Below are 15,867 nucleotides of genomic sequence, written 5' to 3' on the forward strand. Positions count from 1 at the left end.
GAACGGTTCAGTCATAATCTTCGTTAAATAAAATGTTATTCACAGGGAACAGGAAAATGAGTGATATAGCATTGACGGTCAGCGTTCTGGCAATGGTGGCAGTTGTCGGATTATGGATCGGCAACATAAAAATACGTGGTGTTGGTTTTGGCATCGGAGGCGTGCTGTTCGGCGGTATTATTGTCGGGCATTTTGTCGATCAGGCAGGGATGACCCTGAGCGGCGACATGCTGCATTTTATTCAGGAATTTGGCCTGATTCTTTTCGTCTACACCATCGGTATTCAGGTGGGGCCGGGCTTTTTTGCGTCACTGCGCGTTTCGGGCCTACGGCTGAATCTGTTTGCCGTGCTGATTGTTATCATGGGTGGCCTGGTCACCGCGATCCTGCATAAGATTTTTGCCATTCCCCTTCCCGTGGTGCTGGGCATTTTTTCCGGTGCGGTCACTAATACTCCGGCGTTAGGCGCGGGGCAGCAGATTCTGCGCGATCTGGGCACTCCTGTTGATGTGGTGGATCAGATGGGGATGAGCTATGCCATGGCTTATCCTTTTGGTATCTGCGGTATTTTGCTCACTATGTGGCTGATGCGCCTAATTTTTCGCGTTAACGTCGATGCCGAAGCCCATCAGCATGAATCCACGCTGACCAACGGACACGCGCTGATTCAGACGATGAATATCCGTGTGGAAAACCCGAACCTCAACAATATGGCGATTCAGGATGTCCCAATCCTGAACAGCGACAAAATCATCTGCTCACGTTTGAAACGTGAAGAAACATTGATGGTGCCGTCGCCGGGGACGATTATTCAGATGGGTGACCTGCTACACCTGGTTGGTCAGCCTGCTGATCTGCACAACGCGCAGGTAGTGATTGGGCAGGAGGTGGACACATCGCTGTCGACGCGAGGTACCGATTTACGCGTTGAGCGCGTGGTGGTGACCAACGAACAGGTGCTGGGGAAACGAATCCGCGACCTGCATTTCAAAGAACGTTACGACGTGGTTATCTCCCGTCTGAACCGTGCAGGGGTTGAGCTGGTAGCCAGCAGCGACGCCAGTCTGCAGTTTGGCGACATCCTCAATCTGGTCGGCCGACCTTCCTCGATTGATACTGTTGCCAATGTGGTGGGGAACGCGCAGCAAAAACTGCAGCAGGTGCAGATGCTGCCGGTATTTATCGGGATCGGGCTGGGTGTTCTGCTGGGTTCAATCCCGCTGTTCATTCCGGGGTTCCCGGTGGCGCTAAAACTGGGGTTGGCCGGTGGGCCGCTGATTATGGCGTTGATCCTGGGGCGTATTGGCAGCATTGGTAAGCTGTATTGGTTTATGCCCCCCAGCGCTAACCTGGCGCTGCGAGAGTTGGGTATCGTGCTGTTTCTTGCAGTGGTTGGTCTGAAGTCAGGCGGTGATTTTGTTCATACCCTGACGCAGGGGGATGGCCTGAGCTGGGTGGGCTACGGTATTTTCATCACCGCGATTCCGCTGATTACCGTGGGGCTGCTGGCGAGGATTTTCGTCAAAATGAACTACCTCACGCTGTGCGGCATGCTGGCTGGCTCAATGACCGATCCGCCTGCACTGGCATTTGCTAACAACCTGCATGCCACCAGCGGGGCAGCGGCGCTTTCGTATGCGACCGTTTATCCGCTAGTGATGTTCCTGCGAATTATCACGCCGCAACTGCTGGCGGTGATTTTTTGGGGGATGGGTTAGTCAGGCTGAGTCTGGGTGGACGCGCCGTAAGTGGTAGTCCACCTGGTACTCGCTGGCGTTTCTGAACATCACCGAATAATTCAAAAACTCCCCGCTATCGCTGTAGGACAGTGAGGTAATCCGCAGCAATGGCGTCTGTTCAGGTACGTTCATCTGCGCGGAAAGCTGCTTATCGGCAAGAACGGGAGTCAGACTTTCATAGTTGCCGCTGATAGTTATTCCGCACTCTTTCTCGATGTAATCGAATTTTGACCCTTCCAGATGCGCCAGCGATAAATTACGGAATAATTTTACCGGCATGTAGCTGTCTTCAAGCATCAGCGGCTTGCCGTCCACATAGCGAACGCGACGTGAGAAGTAGATGCGTTCATTAATCTGGATACGCAGTTGGCTGGCAATTGCTGGTGGTGCGGGCATCACTTCAAATACCAGTACTTCACTGGTGACCTCTTTCCCTTGTCGCTTCAGTACTTCCGCCAGTCCGGTAAGGTTTGTGGTTTCATGATGGACATCTTTGCGCGCCACATAAGTTCCACTCCCATGACGGCGTACGACCAATCCCCAGCCAATCAACATATCAATTGCTTTACGGATCGTCATTCGTGAAACCGCGAACTCTTGGGCAAGCTTTTTTTCACCAGGCAACGGGCTACCGATGTTGTAATCAGAAGAATTCAGGCGAATTCGTAGTCGTTCCGCAATTGATTTGTAGATCACTACCAGACCTCTTTTTTCTTTTAATTACCGCACCATAAACCTTTTAATGTCTAACTTTTACGTAAAAAGTAAACCTCATTGCCGAAATTAAAACCATGAAAGCGATCACGAATCGCAGCGGCATGCCATGTCTGAAGGATCGCAACTTTCTATTCTCGTATCAGGCCAGCAATCACTACAAAAAAGGCCTCTCCCCTACTGGTTGTTATATGAGGATGTGAAAATGCTCAGTCAAATACAACGCTTTGGCGGCGCGATGTTCACCCCGGTGCTGCTGTTTCCCTTTGCCGGTATCGTCGTCGGTATCGCTATTATGCTGCGCAACCCGCTGTTTGTGGGTGAAGCGCTTACCGATCCCAACAGTTTGTTCGCACAAATCGTTCATATCATCGAAGAAGGTGGCTGGACGGTATTTCGCAATATGCCGCTGATTTTCGCCGTTGGTCTGCCGATCGGTCTGGCGAAACAGGCTCAGGGGCGCGCTTGTCTGGCGGTACTGGTCAGCTTTCTTACGTGGAATTACTTCATCAATGCCATGGGCATGACCTGGGGAGATTTCTTCGGCGTGGATTTTAGCGCAGACCCGACGGCAGGCAGCGGCTTAACGATGATGGCCGGGATTAAAACACTTGATACCAGCATCATCGGCGCCATTGTCATTTCCGGTATTGTTACTGCCTTGCATAACCGTTATTTCGACAAACCCTTGCCAGTATTTCTCGGTATTTTTCAGGGAACATCGTTTGTGGTGATCATTGCCTTCCTGGTGATGATTCCCTGTGCCTGGCTGACGCTGCTGGGTTGGCCAAAGGTGCAGATGGGGATTGAATCTCTGCAAGCTTTTCTGCGTTCTGCGGGTGCGCTGGGGGTATGGGTTTATACCTTCCTTGAGCGTATTTTGATTCCGACCGGGCTGCATCACTTCGTCTATGGTCCATTTATCTTCGGCCCTGCGGCGGTGGAAGGCGGCATCCAGGTCTACTGGGCGCAGCACTTGCAGGAATTCAGCCAAAGCACAGAGTCGCTGAAAACGCTGTTCCCGGAAGGGGGTTTTGCTCTGCACGGCAATTCGAAAATCTTTGGTTCATTAGGTATTGCTCTGGCGCTTTACTTCACTGCCTCTCCGGAAAACCGGGTGAAGGTGGCGGGATTATTGATCCCCGCTACGCTAACGGCCGTGTTGGTTGGGATTACCGAACCGCTGGAGTTCACCTTCCTGTTTATCTCACCCTTGCTGTTTGCGGTACACGCCGTGCTGGCGGCCTCCATGGCGACGGTAATGTATCTCTGCGGCGTGGTAGGCAATATGGGTGGCGGCCTGCTTGACCAGTTCTTACCGCAAAACTGGATCCCAATGTTCCACAACCATGCCGGAATGATGTTCACCCAGATAGCGATTGGCCTGGCCTTTACCGCGCTCTATTTCACCATCTTCCGCACGCTGATCCTGCGCTTCAACCTGAAAACGCCGGGCCGGGAAGACAGCGAAATCAAACTCTACACCAAAGCTGACTATAAAGCCGCGCGTGGGCAAACCACCGCCGCTACGCCAGACACCAAACTGGGACAGGCGGCCGGTTTTCTACAAGCGTTAGGCGGCGCAGGCAATATCGAAAGTATTAATAACTGCGCCACTCGCCTGCGGATTGCGCTTCACGACATGGCGAAAACGCAAAGCGATGACGTCTTCAAAGCGCTGGGTGCACACGGTGTTGTGCGTCGCGGCAATGGTATTCAGGTCATTGTTGGTTTACACGTCCCTCAGGTACGCGACCAGCTCGAAACGCTAATGAAATCTAGTTTATCAAACGAACAGATCCCCATGACGGAGGCAGTATCATGAAAAAATTCTCAGTGGTTATCGCAGGTGGTGGTAGTACCTTTACGCCGGGCATCGTGCTGATGTTGCTGGCAAATCAGGACCGTTTCCCGCTTCGTGCGCTGAAATTTTATGACAACGATGGCGCGCGTCAGGAGGTGATTGCCGAGGCGTGTAAAATCATCCTCAAAGAGCAGGCGCCGGAGATAGAGTTTAGTTACACCACCGATCCCAAAACTGCGTTTACCGATGTTGATTTTGTGATGGCACATATCCGCGTGGGTAAATACCCAATGCGTGAACAAGACGAGAAAATCCCATTACGTCACGGGGTGTTAGGCCAGGAAACCTGTGGGCCGGGCGGGATTGCCTACGGCATGCGATCTATTGGCGGTGTGCTGGAACTAGTGGATTATATGGAAAAATATTCACCAAACGCCTGGATGCTTAACTACTCTAACCCGGCGGCAATTGTGGCTGAAGCCACGCGTAGACTGCGTCCAAATGCGAAAATCCTCAATATTTGCGATATGCCCATCGGTATTGAAGGACGGATGGCGCAGATCGTCGGCCTTAAAGATCGTAAACAGATGCGCGTGCGCTACTACGGGCTGAACCACTTTGGCTGGTGGACATCAATTGAAGATCTCCAGGGTAACGATTTGATGCCGAAGCTGCGTGAATACGTGGCGAAGCATGGTTATGTGCCGCCATCGAACGACCCGCATACGGAGGCGAGCTGGAACGATACCTTCGCTAAGGCGAAGGATGTGCAGGCGCTGGATCCGGACACCATGCCAAATACCTACCTGAAATACTATCTGTTCCCGGATTACGTGGTCCAGCACTCCAATCCGCAGCGTACCCGTGCCAACGAGGTTATGGATCACCGCGAAAAACAGGTGTTCGGTTCCTGCCGGGCCATTATTGAGGCAGGCCATTCTGCGGCCGGTGAACTGGAGATTGACGAACATGCTTCCTACATTGTCGATCTGGCGGCGGCCATCGCCTTTAACACTCAGGAGCGGATGCTGCTGATTGTGCCAAATAATGGTGCGATTCATAACTTTGATGATGAAGCGATGGTCGAGATCCCATGCCTGGTGGGGCATAACGGCCCGGAGCCGCTGACGGTGGGGGATATCCCGCAGTTCCAGAAAGGGTTGATGAGCCAGCAGGTGGCGGTTGAGAAGCTGGTGGTCGATGCCTGGGAGCACCGCTCTTACCAGCGTTTGTGGCAGGCTATCACCCTGTCGAAAACCGTGCCGAGTGCGTCTGTAGCTAAAGCGATTCTGGATGATTTGATCGACGCTAACAAAGAGTACTGGCCGGAACTGCGCTAACCCAGTTGACCGGCATCCTCTGGGTGCCGGTCCGCATGTTTCAATACCGCCGACGGCGCATAGCCAAATTTGTGTTTAAACGCCTTGCTGAAATGAAACGAGTCAAAGAAGTTAAGTATATCAGCGACCTGCCCGACCGTATTTCCCTCCTGCTTTAGCAGCGATAACGCCAGTTCCAGCCGCGCATCCAGATAGTATTCTTTCGGTGTTTTTCCGGTATAGCGTAAAAAAAGACGACGTAGCCAGGCTTCGCTACAGGGGATAGTGGCTGCCATATCCGCCACGCTCCACCGTTTTTGTAGACTGGCATGTAGAGTGGCAATCAGTTTTTCAATCTGTATTCGCTGTGGGTCTTTTTTACCTTCGGCGTAAATAAGACAAATCCATTGATAAATTATTTTTGTGAGAAAGGCGACTGCCAGATTATTTTTTATTGAATCTGGGGATGTAATTAATCGCGAAACTTCGGTCAGCTCATGATTATAAATATCACCATTATAAATAATGCTTTGTTGTCGTAGCGGAATATCCATTACGCTGGTTGGTGTGAATTCCATCCAGTATTGTTCCCATACCAACCCTTCACAGTGATAAGACTGTATATCGGTTGGTTTTAAAAAGATTATACAGTTTCCGGTAAGCGTGATTTGTTCACCGCCTTTAAGAAGGATTTTTCCACAGCCCTGGACGGTGTAGACCGCAACCCATGAATTAGCAATCAGCGGTTTTTTCTTATCACGTGGCCAAATAACCCGATAATGTTCGTCGGCATAGGTGTGCCACAGCGAGATCAATGAAATCCCGCTGGAGATCACACTTTCATGAATCAACAGGGGAATATTGTACGTAGTTTCGTTTTTTACATGCGAACTTTGCATCTTTCCATTCATTTTAATTTCCCACCGGAGAATTATGCCCACAACCTGAACTTAACAGAAAAAATCTGTTCAGGGATATGACGTTTTTATTTTAAGAAATCTGACTGCCTGACCCGGCGCACATTACCTTGCATTCCCCCTACAGCTGCCGGGACATAATGAAAAATAAGGGCTATGAGATGAATACGCTACAAATTCTGAGCTTTGTGGGCTTTACGCTGCTGGTGGCGCTAATCACCTGGTGGAAGGTACGTAAAACGGATACCGGATCGCAACAAGGGTATTTTCTTGCCGGGCGTTCATTGAAAGCGCCGGTGATTGCCGCGTCATTGATGTTAACTAACCTTTCAACCGAACAGTTGGTTGGTCTGTCTGGTCAGGCTTACAAAAGCGGAATGTCGGTTATGGGTTGGGAAGTCACCTCTGCGGTGACGCTTATCTTTCTGGCGCTGATTTTTCTACCTCGCTATCTGCAACGTGGTATCGCTACGATCCCAGATTTTCTGGAAGAGCGTTACGATAAAACCACGCGAATCATTATCGACTTTTGCTTTCTTATTGCCACTGGCGTCTGCTTCCTGCCGATTGTGCTTTATTCAGGGGCGCTGGCGCTGAATAGCCTTTTTCACATCGGTGAATCGCTGAATATTTCTCAGGGTACAGCAATCTGGTTACTGGTTATTTTGCTGGGCCTTGCCGGGATTATTTATGCGGTGATCGGCGGTTTACGTGCGATGGCGGTGGCCGATTCTATCAATGGTATAGGGCTGGTGATTGGTGGATTGATGGTCCCCGTGTTCGGCCTGATTGCGATGGGAAAAGGCAGTTTTTTACAAGGTGTTGAGCAACTGACCACCGTACATGCGGAGAAATTAAACTCAATTGGTGGAGCTAACGATCCGCTGCCGATAGGTGCAGCCTTTACCGGTTTGATTCTGGTGAATACCTTCTACTGGTGTACTAATCAGGGCATCGTACAACGTACGCTGGCTTCCAAAAGCCTAGCCGAAGGGCAGAAAGGAGCATTGCTCACAGCGGTATTGAAAATGCTCGATCCACTGGTGCTGGTATTACCAGGTTTAATTGCTTTTCATCTATACCAGGATCTGCCAAAGGCGGATATGGCATATCCGACACTGGTAAATAACGTGCTTCCTGTCCCTTTGGTGGGGTTTTTCGGTGCCGTTTTATTCGGCGCGGTAATCAGTACATTCAATGGATTTTTAAACAGCGCCAGTGTAGATTCAATTGGTCAACGCAACAGTTATGTGAAAACATGGGGTTGCGGAGGTTTTTTGAATGAGACGAACATTTACAGCAGAGGAAAAAGCCTCTGTTTTTGAACTATGGAAGAACGGAACAGGCTTCAGTGAAATAGCGAATATCCTGGGTTCAAAACCCGGAACGATCTTCACTATGTTAAGGGATACTGGAGGCATAAAACCCCATGAGCGTAAGCGGGCTGTAGCTCACCTGACACTGTCTGAGCGCGAGGAGATACGAGCTGGTTTGTCAGCCAAAATGAGCATTCGTGCGATAGCTACTGCGCTGAATCGCAGTCCTTCGACGATCTCACGTGAAGTTCAGCGTAATCGGGGCAGACGCTATTACAAAGCTGTTGATGCTAATAACCGAGCCAACAGAATGGCGAAAAGGCCAAAACCGTGCTTACTGGATCAAAATTTACCATTGCGAAAGCTTGTTCTGGAAAAGCTGGAGATGAAATGGTCTCCAGAGCAAATATCAGGATGGTTAAGGCGAACAAAACCACGTCAAAAAACGCTGCGAATATCACCTGAGACAATTTATAAAACGCTGTACTTTCGTAGCCGTGAAGCGCTACACCACCTGAATATACAGCATCTGCGACGGTCGCATAGCCTTCGCCATGGCAGGCGTCATACCCGCAAAGGCGAAAGAGGTACGATTAACATAGTGAACGGAACACCAATTCACGAACGTTCCCGAAATATCGATAACAGACGCTCTCTGGGGCATTGGGAGGGCGATTTAGTCTCAGGTACAAAAAACTCTCATATAGCCACACTTGTAGACCGAAAATCACGTTATACGATCATCCTTAGACTCAGGGGCAAAGATTCTGTCTCAGTAAATCAGGCTCTTACCGACAAATTCCTGAGTTTACCGTCAGAACTCAGAAAATCACTGACATGGGACAGAGGAATGGAACTGGCCAGACATCTAGAATTTACTGTCAGCACCGGCGTTAAAGTTTACTTCTGCGATCCTCAGAGTCCTTGGCAGCGGGGAACAAATGAGAACACAAATGGGCTAATTCGGCAGTACTTTCCTAAAAAGACATGTCTTGCCCAATATACTCAACATGAACTAGATCTGGTTGCTGCTCAGCTAAACAACAGACCGAGAAAGACACTGAAGTTCAAAACACCGAAAGAGATAATTGAAAGGGGTGTTGCATTGACAGATTGAATCTACAAGTACCTTATTTAGCATGGGAATATATCGGCGGATTATTAATCAACACGCCCAACCGGAACAGCTGGTTCGGGTTGGGCGTAAGTTCGGATTCTTTATCGCGGTAATTTCCGTGCTGGTAGCACCGTGGATCGCTAATGCACCGGAAGGACTCTACAGCTGGATGAAACAGCTCAACGGTATTTATAACGTGCCGTTGGTGACCATCATCATCATGGGATTCTTTTTCCCGCGCATTCCTGCGCTGGCAGCGAAAGTCGCTATGGGACTCGGTATCGTCAGCTACATCACCATTAATTATCTGGTGAAGTTCGACTTTCACTTCCTTTACGTACTGGCCTGTACCTTCTGCATCAACGTGGTGGTGATGCTGGTTATCGGCATTATCAAGCCGCGTGCGACGCCGTTTAAATTCCATGATGCTTTTGCGGTAGACATGAAGCCGTGGAAAAACGCCAAACTTGCCTCTGTCGGTATCCTGACCGCGATGCTCGGCGTCTATGCTGGACTGGCGCAGTTTGGAGGGTACAACACCCAATGGCTGACGATTCTCTGCTACTCAATTACGGCGGCAGTGATGATGTATTTAATTTACAGCACCTGGCAGACGCGTCGTTTGGCCACTGCACTTTCTGTCTCTGACGCTAAGGATAAAGCATGACCCGCCCTAATTTCCTGTTCATTATGACTGATACTCAGGCGACCAATATGGTCGGCTGTTATAGTGGTAAGTCGCTGAATACCAATAACATTGATAGCCTGGCGGCGGAAGGTATTCGCTTCAATTCTGCTTATACCTGCTCACCGGTGTGCACTCCGGCCCGCGCTGGGCTGTTTACCGGGATTTATGCCAACCAGTCCGGCCCGTGGACCAATAACGTCGCGCCGGGGAAAAATATCTCCACCATGGGACGCTATTTTAAGGATGCGGGCTATCACACCTGCTACATCGGCAAGTGGCATCTCGACGGGCACGATTACTTTGGTACCGGCGAGTGCCCGCCCGAATGGGATGCTGACTACTGGTATGACGGGGCAAATTACCTCGCGGAACTGACGGACAAAGAGATCGGTTTGTGGCGTAACGGTCTGAACAGCGTGGAGGATTTGCTGGCTAACAATATCAATGAAACCTTTACCTGGGCGCACCGCATCAGTAACCGGGCGATTGATTTCCTCCGCCACCCTGCACGTGATGAAGAACCCTTCCTGATGGTAGTTTCCTACGACGAGCCGCATCACCCGTTTACCTGTCCCGTGGAGTATCTGCAGAAATATCAGGATTTTTATTATGACCTGGGGATGAAGGCGCACGACTCTTTGAGTAACAAACCTGAACATCATCGTCTTTGGTCTGAAGCGATGCCTTCGCCGGTAGGTGATGATGGGCGCTATCACCATCCGCTCTATTTTGCCTGCAACGACTTTGTCGATGACCAGATTGGCCGGGTTATTAATACCTTAACGCCCATGCAGCGGGACAACACCTGGGTCATTTACACCTCCGATCATGGCGAGATGATGGGGGCGCATAAGCTCATCAGTAAGGGGGCAGCGATGTATGACGACATCACGCGAATTCCGCTGATTATGCGCTCGCCTCAGGGAGAATCCATGCAGGTAGACACGCCAGTCAGCCATATCGATCTGCTGCCGACGATGATGGCGCTGGCGGGTATTGAGAAGCCACAAATCCTGCCGGGTGAAAACATCCTTACCGTTGAAAAACCACGCGGTGTGATGGTGGAGTTCAATCGTTATGAGATTGAACATGACAGTTTTGGCGGATTTATACCGGTACGTTGCTGGGTGACGGATGACTGGAAGCTGGTGCTGAACCTGTTTACCAGTGATGAGTTTTACGACAGACGAAACGATCCCGATGAGCTACACAACCAGATAGATTCTCCGCAATTAGCCGATGTTCGCTGCCAGATGCACGATGCGCTGCTGGACTATATGGATAAAATCCGCGATCCATTCCGCACCTATCAGTGGAGTTTACGTCCCTGGCGTCCTGACGCCGTACCGCGCTGGATGGGCGCTTTTCGCCCGCGCCCGCAAGACGGCTATTCTCCGGTGGTACGCGATTACGACACCGGTTTACCAACCCAGGGCGTAAAAGTGGAGGAGAAAAAGCAGAAGTTCTGACTACAATGCCAATTGGCGCAGATACTCATATTTGCACTTACCTGTCGGCCGGATAAGGCATTAGCCGCCATCCGGCAATGACAGCCAGAGGAGTTTGAATGAAAATTTCCCGCCTTGGAGAAGCCCCGGATTACCGCTTCTCACTGGCAAATGAGCGTACCTTTCTGGCGTGGATCCGTACCGCGCTGGGATTTCTGGCGGCGGGGGTTGGTCTCGACCAACTGGCTCCGGATTTTGCCACGCCGGTAATTCGTGAGCTTTTGGCGCTGTTGCTGTGCCTGTTTGCCGGTGGTCTGGCGATTTATGGCTACCTGCGCTGGCTGCGTAATGAGAGGGCGATGCGCCTGAAAGAGGATTTGCCCTATACCCATAGCCTGTTAATCATCAGTCTGATTTTGTTTATTGTCGCGGTGATTGTCATGGGACTGGTGCTGTATGCCGGATAGCCGTAAGTCGCGACGTATCGCCGATCCGGGGTTACAACCGGAGCGAACATCGCTGGCCTGGTTTCGTACGCTTCTGGGTTATGGCGCGCTAATGGCGTTGGCGCTGAAGCACAACTGGCATCAGGCGGGCTTCCTGTTTTGGGTTTCAATTGTGGTGCTGGCGCTGGTGGCAATCGTTTTGTGGCGCTATACCCGCAGCCGTAATCTGATGGATGTTACGCATAGCGATTTTTCTGAATCTCGCGCGGTGCGTGACAAATTTATGATCTCCCTCGCGGTGTTATCCCTCGCAATACTGTTTGCTGTAACGCATGTCCGCCAACTTATTGCGTTTATCGGGAATTTAGCATGACAGGATGTCAGGTCATGGCCAAACCAGCCAGCTCTCGTTGTAACCTGGATTGTCGTTACTGTTTTTACATCGATAAACCCACTCAACCCGAAATGGATGACGCCACCTTAGAGACGTTTATTCGTCAGCATATCACCGCACAGCCGGGGGCTGACGTGATGTTCGCCTGGCAGGGCGGAGAGCCAACCCTCTGTGGCATCGACTTTTTCCGCCGCGTAGTGACGTTGCAAAAACAGTACGGGGAAGGGAAGAAAATCCATAACGCGTTCCAGACCAACGGGATTTTGCTCAACGACGAATGGTGTCAGTTTTTGCACGATAACGGCTGGCTGGTGGGGATTTCGTTGGATGGCCCCGCCGAGTTGCACGATGCTTATCGTGTTAACCGTAGTGGAAAACCGACTCACCATAAGGTGGTGGACGCCATTGCCAGGCTCCGTAAGCATCAGGTGGAGTTCAATCTGCTGGTAGTGGTTAATTCTCTGAACAGCCAGCAACCTGAGTTGATGTATCGCTACCTTCGCCAGCTTGGCACGCCTTTTTTGCAGTTCATTCCGCTGGTTGAATATGATGAAGACGGCGAGCTTACCGCCGAATCCGTCCCGCCTCAGGCGTGGGGAACCTTCCTGAATACCGTCTTTGATATCTGGGTCAGAGAAGATATTGGCCGCGTATTCATCCAGTTATTTGATTCAACTCTGGGCGTATGGTGCGGACACCCGGCGCAGATGTGTTCGCTAAGCTCCACCTGCGGACATGCTTTTGCTCTGGAAGCGAATGGCGATTTGTATCAGTGCGATCACTATGTTCACCCTGATTTTCGCCTGGGTAATATTCATCGCACGTCGTTGAGTGAGCTCAACGCCAGCCCGAGGGCAGCGGCGTTTGGTCAGTCCAAGAGAACCACGCTGAGCGCGGAATGCCAGGCGTGTTCGCTATTACGCTTTTGCCATGGTGATTGCCCAAAGCATCGCGACAGCAGTGGAAAGAGTGCGATTTGCGGCGGATACAGCGCTTTCTTCAATCATACCGCGCCGCATATGCGCGTGATGCGTGACCTTCTGAAGCAACATCGCTCACCGATGGAACTGATGGCGATGCTGCGTTAAGTTCAGCGGCGTTTAACGTCCTTTGGTCAGATACTGCGCCATTTCGGCTTCCGGCACCATGCCGCCGCCGGTCGCCCACACCAGGTGGGTGGCGTTATTGAGCTGCTCCGCGCTGAAGCCGTGCATTTGCTGATAGTCAGCAGAAGCGCAAACGTGCTGCGGACCGGCCATCCCGGCCAGCGCCGACGGCTCAAGGTGAATGCCTTCTTCCTGCGCCAGCCAGCCCAGCATGTCGTACATAGTCTGATCGTCCAGGGTGTACAGACCGTCGAGCAGACGTTCCATTGCCCGGCCAACAAAGCCGGACGCGCGGCCCACCGCCAGCCCATCTGCCGCTGTCAGGTTATCGATGCCAATGTCCTGCACAGAAATCGTATCGTGCAGCCCGGTATAAATCCCCAGCAGCATGCACGGTGAATGGGTCGGTTCTGCGAAGAAGCAGTGCACGTTATCGCCGAATGCCAGCTTCAGGCCAAACGCCACCCCGCCAGGCCCACCGCCGACGCCGCACGGCAGGTAAACAAACAGCGGATGGTCGGCATCCACCACGCGCCCCTGCTGCGCGAACTGCGCCTTCAGACGCTGGCCGGCGACCGCATAACCTAAAAACAACGTGCGGGAATTTTCATCATCGATAAAGAAACAGTTCGGATCGGACTGTGCCGCTTTACGGCCCTGCTCAACCGCCACGCCATAATCTTCTTCATACTCCACGACCGTCACACCGTGGCTGCGCAGTTTGGCTTTTTTCCATGCGCGAGCGTCGGCAGACATATGAACCGTCACCTTAAAGCCGATACGGGCGCTCATAATGCCGATCGACATCCCAAGGTTGCCAGTGGAGCCTACGGCGATGCTGTACTGACTGAAGAACTGTTTAAACTCAGGCGAAAGCAGAATGCTGTAATCGTCTTGTGTGGTCAGCAGACCGGCTTCCAGCGCCAGTTTTTCCGCGTGGGTTAGCACTTCATAAATACCGCCTCGCGCTTTAATTGAGCCGGAAATCGGTAGATGGCTGTCTTTCTTCAGCAGAATTTCGCCGTTGATGCGCTGCCCATACTCTTTTTCCAGCCGCTTTTGCATCGCCGGGATCGCGGCCAGTTCAGATTCGATAATGCCGCCGGTGGCTGCGGTTTCCGGGAATGCCTGCGCCAGATACGGCGCGAAGCGCGTCAGACGAGCGTGGGCATCCTGAACATCGTGCTCTGTCAGGCCAACATACGGTAAACCTTCCGCAAGAGAGGTAGTGCCAGGGTTAAACCAGGTCGTCTCCTTGAGAGCGACCAGATCTTTCACTAAAGGATGCTGGGCGATAAGTGTTTGAATGTTTTCCATAGTCAGTCTCTTTGCGCTTAGATAATAAAGGAAAGCAGGAATGTGCAAACCAGTGCAATAACGGACGCGATAAATGTCGCGGTCGTATAATATTTGAACGTCTCATTTAGGGTGGCGCCGCAGTACTGCTTCACCAGCCAGAAGAGGGAATCGGTGACGATCGTGCAGCCAATCGCGCCGGAACCGATGGCAATGGCGATGATCTCCGGGCTAACGTTGGGGTAGAGCGGCAGCATCGGGGCCACGATTGCCGTCGCACCCATCATCGCCACCGTGGCAGAGCCCACCGCAGCATGCAGGATTAACGCCACCAGCCAAGCCAGCAGAATCGGGTGCATATGCATGTTCGAGAGGATCAGCGCGAGGGTATCCGCCAGTCCGCTGCTCTTGAGGATAGCGTTGAATGCGCCGCCTGCGCCGATAATCAGCAAAATGTTAGCAATGGAGCCAAAACCGTTTTCGGTGTGGGTCAGCAGCGCACCCATGCCAATGTGCTGACGCAGGCCGAGAATGTAATAGGCCACGAAAACAGCAATAAACATCGCGGTGATCGGGTTACCAATAAACTCCAACAGCGTATAAACCGTGCTGCCTTTCGTCATGTTCAGCTCAGCGACGGTTTTTACCAGCATCAGGCCAATCGGCAGCAGTACGGTAAACAGCGTAGCGCCCAACGATGGCAGCGTACTTTCGTCGCGCACCTTGAGGTCGGAAAACTCAGCCGGAACCGGCTTAAACGGCAGACGGTTACCGAGGAATTTCAGATACAGCGGACCGCCGATCAGTGAAGCCATTAAGCCCACCAGTAAGCCGTAGACAATCACGGTGCCAATGTCCGCGCCCAGCTTGTTCGCCACGAACAGGGCGGCTGGATGCGGCGGCACGACGCAGTGTACCGCCATCAGCGCTGTACATAACGGAATCGCCAGCTTCAGTAGCGAGGTATTGGTTTTTTTGGCAATTGAAAAGGCCAGAGGAATCAACAGCACTACGCCGACTTCAACAAACAGCGTGATCCCGCAAATCAGCCCGACCAGTACCATAATGACGTCAGCGGAAAGCCAGCGACAGCGCTGTAGCGTCAGGCCGATACGTTCGGCCGCGCCGGACACTTCCATCATTTTGCCAAGAATGGTCCCAAGGCCGATAACCGCGGCGAGGAAGCCCAGCGTACCGCCGATGCCACTCTCAATGGCATTGACCATATCCAGCGGCCCCATACCCATCATCGTACCCACGAAGAAGCTGGCTAACAGCAGCGCCAGAAACGGGTGGAATTTGAACTTCACGATGGTCAAAACGATTAACACGATGCTTATCAGCAGCGTGCTCACAACCCAGATTTGAGAGTGCATAACTCACCTTGCCCTGTGATTAATATAGGGTTATTGGACAAAAATAAGGCATGGTCTGACAAACGATATAAATCCCCTTTCACATGAACCAGATTGCATCAAGTAGGTGATTTACGTCTAATTACGCTTTGTTTATGCGATATGGTTCACCTTGATTCATCTTTGTGCTGATTTTTGCAGCGAACTT

At 51.6% G+C, this 15,867-nt stretch carries 12 protein-coding genes and 3 pseudogenes; 11 read left to right on the top strand and 4 right to left on the bottom strand.

Going from position 1 to position 15,867, the window contains the following annotated elements:
- Positions 1 to 56: 56 nt before the first annotated feature.
- Positions 57 to 1,718, top strand: a complete 1,662-nt coding sequence (locus HV237_RS00060) for a putative transporter (RefSeq protein WP_046276202.1) — start codon at positions 57 to 59, stop codon at positions 1,716 to 1,718.
- Here HV237_RS00060 and HV237_RS00065 read toward each other — a convergent pair whose 3' ends face one another.
- Complete coding sequence (locus tag HV237_RS00065) at positions 1,719 to 2,435, bottom strand: GntR family transcriptional regulator (RefSeq protein ID WP_046276201.1); 717 nt, start codon at positions 2,433 to 2,435, stop codon at positions 1,719 to 1,721. It abuts the gene before it with no gap.
- A 223-nt stretch (positions 2,436 to 2,658) separates the two neighbouring features.
- Here HV237_RS00065 and HV237_RS00070 point away from each other — a divergent pair, with 223 nt between their 5' ends.
- Positions 2,659 to 4,278 (top strand): alpha-glucoside-specific PTS transporter subunit IIBC, encoded by a 1,620-nt coding sequence (locus HV237_RS00070; protein WP_047358465.1) that lies wholly within the window; start codon positions 2,659 to 2,661, stop codon positions 4,276 to 4,278.
- A complete protein-coding gene (locus HV237_RS00075; RefSeq protein WP_019078008.1) occupies positions 4,275 to 5,597 on the top strand; it encodes a 6-phospho-alpha-glucosidase in 1,323 nt (440 codons plus the stop codon). The genes HV237_RS00070 and HV237_RS00075 overlap by 4 nt, the downstream gene beginning before the upstream one ends.
- On the opposite strand, the gene HV237_RS00080 is transcribed toward HV237_RS00075, so the two are convergent.
- Positions 5,594 to 6,487: an AraC family transcriptional regulator gene (locus HV237_RS00080; RefSeq protein WP_029139706.1), complete on the bottom strand. Its 894-nt coding sequence runs from the start codon at positions 6,485 to 6,487 to the stop codon at positions 5,594 to 5,596. The genes HV237_RS00075 and HV237_RS00080 overlap by 4 nt on opposite strands.
- Before the next feature lie 167 nt (positions 6,488 to 6,654).
- Here HV237_RS00080 and HV237_RS00085 point away from each other — a divergent pair.
- From HV237_RS00085 to HV237_RS00115, 8 genes and pseudogenes are all read left to right on the top strand, one after another.
- Positions 6,655 to 7,713 (top strand): annotated as a pseudogene (locus HV237_RS00085) (solute:sodium symporter family transporter); the annotation flags it as partial.
- Positions 7,701 to 7,778 (top strand): annotated as a pseudogene (locus HV237_RS26085) (hypothetical protein); the annotation flags it as partial. The pseudogenes HV237_RS00085 and HV237_RS26085, both read left to right, overlap by 13 nt.
- The gene (locus tag HV237_RS00090) at positions 7,775 to 8,926 is read left to right on the top strand and encodes an IS30-like element IS30 family transposase (protein ID WP_001254932.1); all 1,152 of its coding nucleotides are present in this window, start codon (positions 7,775 to 7,777) and stop codon (positions 8,924 to 8,926) included. The pseudogene HV237_RS26085 and the gene HV237_RS00090, both read left to right, overlap by 4 nt.
- 7 nt (positions 8,927 to 8,933) lie before the next feature.
- Positions 8,934 to 9,593, top strand: a pseudogene (locus HV237_RS00095) (solute:sodium symporter family transporter); the annotation flags it as partial.
- Positions 9,590 to 11,083, top strand: coding sequence for a sulfatase-like hydrolase/transferase (locus tag HV237_RS00100; RefSeq protein ID WP_047358466.1), 1,494 nt, complete (start codon positions 9,590 to 9,592; stop codon positions 11,081 to 11,083). The pseudogene HV237_RS00095 and the gene HV237_RS00100, both read left to right, overlap by 4 nt.
- Positions 11,084 to 11,181: 98 nt before the next feature.
- Positions 11,182 to 11,529 (top strand): DUF202 domain-containing protein, encoded by a 348-nt coding sequence (locus tag HV237_RS00105; RefSeq protein WP_016157812.1) that lies wholly within the window; start codon positions 11,182 to 11,184, stop codon positions 11,527 to 11,529.
- Positions 11,519 to 11,881 (top strand): DUF202 domain-containing protein, encoded by a 363-nt coding sequence (locus HV237_RS00110; protein WP_016155058.1) that lies wholly within the window; start codon positions 11,519 to 11,521, stop codon positions 11,879 to 11,881. The genes HV237_RS00105 and HV237_RS00110 overlap by 11 nt, the downstream gene beginning before the upstream one ends.
- Positions 11,878 to 12,990 (top strand): anaerobic sulfatase maturase, encoded by a 1,113-nt coding sequence (locus HV237_RS00115; RefSeq protein WP_159162434.1) that lies wholly within the window; start codon positions 11,878 to 11,880, stop codon positions 12,988 to 12,990. Before HV237_RS00110 ends, HV237_RS00115 begins: the two co-directional genes overlap by 4 nt.
- Before the next feature lie 12 nt (positions 12,991 to 13,002).
- Here HV237_RS00115 and dsdA read toward each other — a convergent pair whose 3' ends face one another.
- Both dsdA and dsdX read right to left on the bottom strand, forming a co-directional pair.
- Positions 13,003 to 14,325 (bottom strand): D-serine ammonia-lyase, encoded by a 1,323-nt coding sequence (gene dsdA, locus HV237_RS00120; RefSeq protein WP_047358468.1) that lies wholly within the window; start codon positions 14,323 to 14,325, stop codon positions 13,003 to 13,005.
- A gap of 17 nt (positions 14,326 to 14,342) precedes the next feature.
- Complete coding sequence (gene dsdX / locus HV237_RS00125; protein ID WP_047358469.1) at positions 14,343 to 15,680, bottom strand: D-serine transporter DsdX; 1,338 nt, start codon at positions 15,678 to 15,680, stop codon at positions 14,343 to 14,345.
- Positions 15,681 to 15,867: the final 187 nt, after the last annotated feature.

Source organism: Citrobacter sp. RHBSTW-00570 (genome assembly GCF_013739755.1).
Lineage (GTDB): Bacteria > Pseudomonadota > Gammaproteobacteria > Enterobacterales > Enterobacteriaceae > Citrobacter > Citrobacter braakii.

Coding starts and splice junctions, on each gene's coding strand:
- HV237_RS00060 (WP_046276202.1), top strand. CDS start 57: ATGAGTGATATAGCATTGACGGTCAGCGTTCTGGCAATGGTGGCAGTT.
- HV237_RS00070 (WP_047358465.1), top strand. CDS start 2,659: ATGCTCAGTCAAATACAACGCTTTGGCGGCGCGATGTTCACCCCGGTG.
- HV237_RS00075 (WP_019078008.1), top strand. CDS start 4,275: ATGAAAAAATTCTCAGTGGTTATCGCAGGTGGTGGTAGTACCTTTACG.
- HV237_RS00080 (WP_029139706.1), bottom strand. CDS start 6,487: ATGAATGGAAAGATGCAAAGTTCGCATGTAAAAAACGAAACTACGTAC.
- HV237_RS00090 (WP_001254932.1), top strand. CDS start 7,775: ATGAGACGAACATTTACAGCAGAGGAAAAAGCCTCTGTTTTTGAACTA.
- HV237_RS00100 (WP_047358466.1), top strand. CDS start 9,590: ATGACCCGCCCTAATTTCCTGTTCATTATGACTGATACTCAGGCGACC.
- HV237_RS00105 (WP_016157812.1), top strand. CDS start 11,182: ATGAAAATTTCCCGCCTTGGAGAAGCCCCGGATTACCGCTTCTCACTG.
- HV237_RS00110 (WP_016155058.1), top strand. CDS start 11,519: ATGCCGGATAGCCGTAAGTCGCGACGTATCGCCGATCCGGGGTTACAA.
- HV237_RS00115 (WP_159162434.1), top strand. CDS start 11,878: ATGACAGGATGTCAGGTCATGGCCAAACCAGCCAGCTCTCGTTGTAAC.
- dsdA (WP_047358468.1), bottom strand. CDS start 14,325: ATGGAAAACATTCAAACACTTATCGCCCAGCATCCTTTAGTGAAAGAT.
- dsdX (WP_047358469.1), bottom strand. CDS start 15,680: ATGCACTCTCAAATCTGGGTTGTGAGCACGCTGCTGATAAGCATCGTG.